At 34.5% G+C, this 3593-nt stretch carries 3 protein-coding genes; all 3 read right to left on the bottom strand.

Annotated elements, in window-relative coordinates; genetic code table 11:
• Positions 1-120: 120 nt before the first annotated feature.
• Positions 121-1512 (bottom strand): right-handed parallel beta-helix repeat-containing protein, encoded by a 1392-nt coding sequence (locus tag AB1630_11240; protein ID MEW6104367.1) that lies wholly within the window; start codon positions 1510-1512, stop codon positions 121-123.
• Between the two features lie 168 nt (positions 1513-1680).
• Complete coding sequence (locus AB1630_11235) at positions 1681-3270, bottom strand: hypothetical protein (protein MEW6104366.1); 1590 nt, start codon at positions 3268-3270, stop codon at positions 1681-1683.
• 52 nt (positions 3271-3322) lie between these two features.
• Positions 3323-3593 (bottom strand): T9SS type A sorting domain-containing protein (locus AB1630_11230; protein ID MEW6104365.1); only part of this gene is annotated, 271 nt, incomplete at its 5' end.

Below are 3593 nucleotides of genomic sequence, written 5' to 3'. Positions count from 1 at the left end.
AAGAGCATAAGCAGAAAGAGGGCTTTCTTTGATAGCTCTTCTTATCGCTAATGTTGTGGTTGCATTCTTATGTAATTTTATCTGCATAGGTTAAGATTATACACCCTAACCTATCGTTAGTCAACAATTAACAGTAATGTGAGATGGAGCGTAAGCAACTGTCAACCAAGGAATATAATCAATATAATCTGAAATTTTATCACCCTGTCCAGAAGAGTTGGTTACAAGATGATATGGACCAGAATTATGACCCCACCAATTGAATGTTGCAGAAATAGTCCCTGCTGTCCCATCGCAATAAACGCCAAAACCTTTTGTTCCATTGCCATTTTTATTGTTTAAAATATTGTTATAATGTATCCCTGGGTTCGAACCAGAAAGGACATATATTCCATACCCCACTCCAAAAACACCCATTGTACTTCCTCCACCACTGACATTAAATATATTGTTTTTCAAAATAAGTGTTCCTTTATCATTATTAATCATAATACCGTATCCATTTCCTCCATATCCTCCACTTCCATAGCCTCCTACAATAGAAGAAATATCGTTGTAATCTATTCTTGCTATTGATGAAGAAGAAAAAATACCGTATCCATTTTCGGCAAAATTTATTCCCATTGTTATTCCTCCTACAATATTAGAAATAATATTATAACTAATTGTAGCTGTAGATTGATCTAAATATATTCCATAAGCAGGAGATTTATGTATTCCATTGATATAGACAAAATTATTTTGGGTAATATTTACAGTAGATTGATAAACATAAATACCATACACTGCTCTCGCATAACCTCCGTTAATATCAGTAACTGTTCCTCCAGTAATAGTTACTACAGAATTAGAAATATATATTCCAAACCGACTCCTACTGTTAAGATAATCACCTCTTATACCAGAAACTTTGTTGCCAATGAGAATTGGAAATGAAGAATTGATTATATAAATTCCATAAGCCGTATACCACTCGTATACCTTAATTTCAGAAATTACATTGTTAGTAAGTATAGGAGAAGAATTAGAACAAATAATACCATAATTATGCCCAAGTCTTCCAATTTCAGAGATTATACAATTAGAAAGTCGGGGAGATGTATTGTAAAAACTAATTCCTACTCCGCTTCTTCCTGCATACATAATTGTACAATGAGTAAGAATGCTATTACTACTATTTGTTCCAGAAAACACTATTCCATTCCAATACCCAGCAGTATGGGTAGCCTGGTCAGATGTGAATGTAATCGTGCCATCAGGGTTTCCAACAGCCCTCAATGTTCCATAGCAAATCAAAGATGTATTTGTTGCAAACCTTACGGTTACCCCTGGCTCAACAGTTAAGATTACGCCTTCAACAACAATCACAGTATCAGTAGCAACATAAGGGCTATTTGCTAAAGCCCAAGTTGTATTGCTTGTAATTGTCCCAGAAACATAGGTCTCTGCCCAAATTGGCTTAAAAGCCAAAAACCCTAAAGCCATAAAAATCCCAAAAATTGTCTTTTTCATTTCACTGACACCTCCATTTTTAGACAAAAAATAAGCAGGCCTTTTGTTTGCCTGCCTTTATATAAAAACCTTTTAGGGTAATTAAGTCTATCCTCCCCCCTTTAATATTTTTGTCTTCTTTCAAGTTTTCCATTTTAATAAAAGTATAACCGTTTTACTTACTTTTTGTCAAGAAAAAATCTTTTTAAGCCGAAAATAGTGAAGATACCAACCTCCTCCTAAATGGCTGGCTACCTGTTCATACATTTCATGAAATTTGAGATTAAACCATAATTCCCTTTCTGACTTAAGTGCCCAATAGTCCCAAGGAATATCTTGGAAGTTAAACTCTGGTTTATCAGATATAATGATATTTCCAAGTAAGATATAAGTTGGTTTTCTTAAAAGAATATAATCTCCAGAGCCCTTTTCATGGCCAGCAAACCCCTTTCCCATCCAATCGCTTTTCATATGGGAAATATTAAGATCACAAAGCCCAAGCATATCTATAGAATAAAGCCCAGAGTAATATGGAATAGCACCGGCGGGAGAAAGGGCGATTGATGCATTTTTAGAAATATTATCTTTCATCCATTTACCAACAAAAGACCAATTTTGGGTCAAGGTAGATTGAGATGAAAGGGCATTATAAGAGTTTCCAGAAAATGACTTTTTTGTGGTTAAAGGAATTCCTATGGCTAGAATTATAAAAACAATTGCTATGGCTTTTTTCTCTGAGAAAAGCTCTGTAAAGGATTTTAGCCCTTCTTGAAACAGAAGATAAAGAAATGGCAAGATGGGAACAAGAAAACGATACATCGAAAGGCTATCCCCTCCAATATAAATGATGTAAAGAAGATAAGAGAAGGTAATTAGCAAAAAATACAAGTAATTGGTATTAAACCTTTTAAAGACAAATGGTATTGCAAGAAATATCCATCCAGAGAATTCAATTAAAAAATCCTTTATATATTTAACCCCTCGCAGATATTGAGAAATCCCCTCTCCAACCTTGGCATAGAAGGTATTGGGAAGAGGAAATCCATAATAGGCATAGCGCCAGAGATAATATGGGGCAAAGATTGAAAGAAAAAAGGCAATTGAAAGAAAGAGATTTTTAAGGGATATTTTGTTTTTGAAAAAAAGGACTATCTGATGAATAAATGTGATTCCAAAAAAGAGAATTCCCTCAGGCCTTGTTAGTGAACTTATCCCAAAGAGTATAGGGGAAAGATAGACCTTTTTGTTTTGAATTTCAAGAAAATATCTGTAAATAGCCAAAAGGATAAGAAAGGTAAAAAATGGCCCTTCCAGTCCACCATCTGCCCAGCAAGCAAAGCAGGAATTTGCACAAAGAAAAAGGCAAGTAATGAGATTAAACAGTCTATTCTTTGGTGAAAGAAGGCATCCAATAAGAAAAACAAGAAAGATAGAAAGCCCTGCAAAGATTATACCTAAAACCTGAGAAAGCCTTTCTGGTTGAAAACCTAGCTTCATAAAAATGGCAATGATAAGTGTCCAGAGGAAGTTTGTATATCCCTCAACCCTTTCTCCTGGATTATAAACAAACCCCTTTCCCTCGACAAGATTCTTTGCGTATCTAAATGAGGTAAATGCATCATCAATCATAAAGAATCTAAAGTGATAGCTATGAAAAAGAAAGACAAGGATGATTATTGATAAATAAATGTAGGGATTGGTAAATAAATGGGTTGTTAAAATTAGCTTTGGATGTGTTATTAAGTTCTTCCTCTTTATTGGCTTATTTCTCTTTTTCATGAACCCCATTATATATCGCCGTTTCTTAAAAAGGCAAGTTAAACTTAAAAGCTTACCTTATAACAAGGGATTTTATGGCAGAGAAATCATCTGCCTTTATTTTGTAAAAGTATAATCCAGAGGAGAGGTTTTGTCCAGCATTATTTTTTAAGTCAAAAAATATTGCCCTATCCTTTTGGGTATATGAGCCTTTGGGTTTTTGTCCTAGCTCTATTGTCCGAACCTTCTGTCCGAGGATGTTATAGATTTCTAGGGAAACATTAGCATCCTTTGCTAGTTTGAATGGGATATAGCAGGCATTATTTGCTGGATTGGGATAGGAT

The organism is bacterium, from assembly GCA_040753555.1.
Taxonomy (GTDB): domain Bacteria; phylum UBA9089; class UBA9088; order UBA9088; family UBA9088; genus JBFLYE01.
Note: the sequence above shows the minus strand (reverse complement) of the source record. Positions and strands in the feature narration are given on the sequence as shown.

What these genes read in the sequence shown, in the direction of transcription:
- AB1630_11240 (MEW6104367.1), bottom strand. Translation starts at nt 1,512, where the DNA reads ATGAAAAAGACAATTTTTGGGATTTTTATGGCTTTAGGGTTTTTGGCT.
- AB1630_11235 (MEW6104366.1), bottom strand. Translation starts at nt 3,270, where the DNA reads ATGAAAAAGAGAAATAAGCCAATAAAGAGGAAGAACTTAATAACACAT.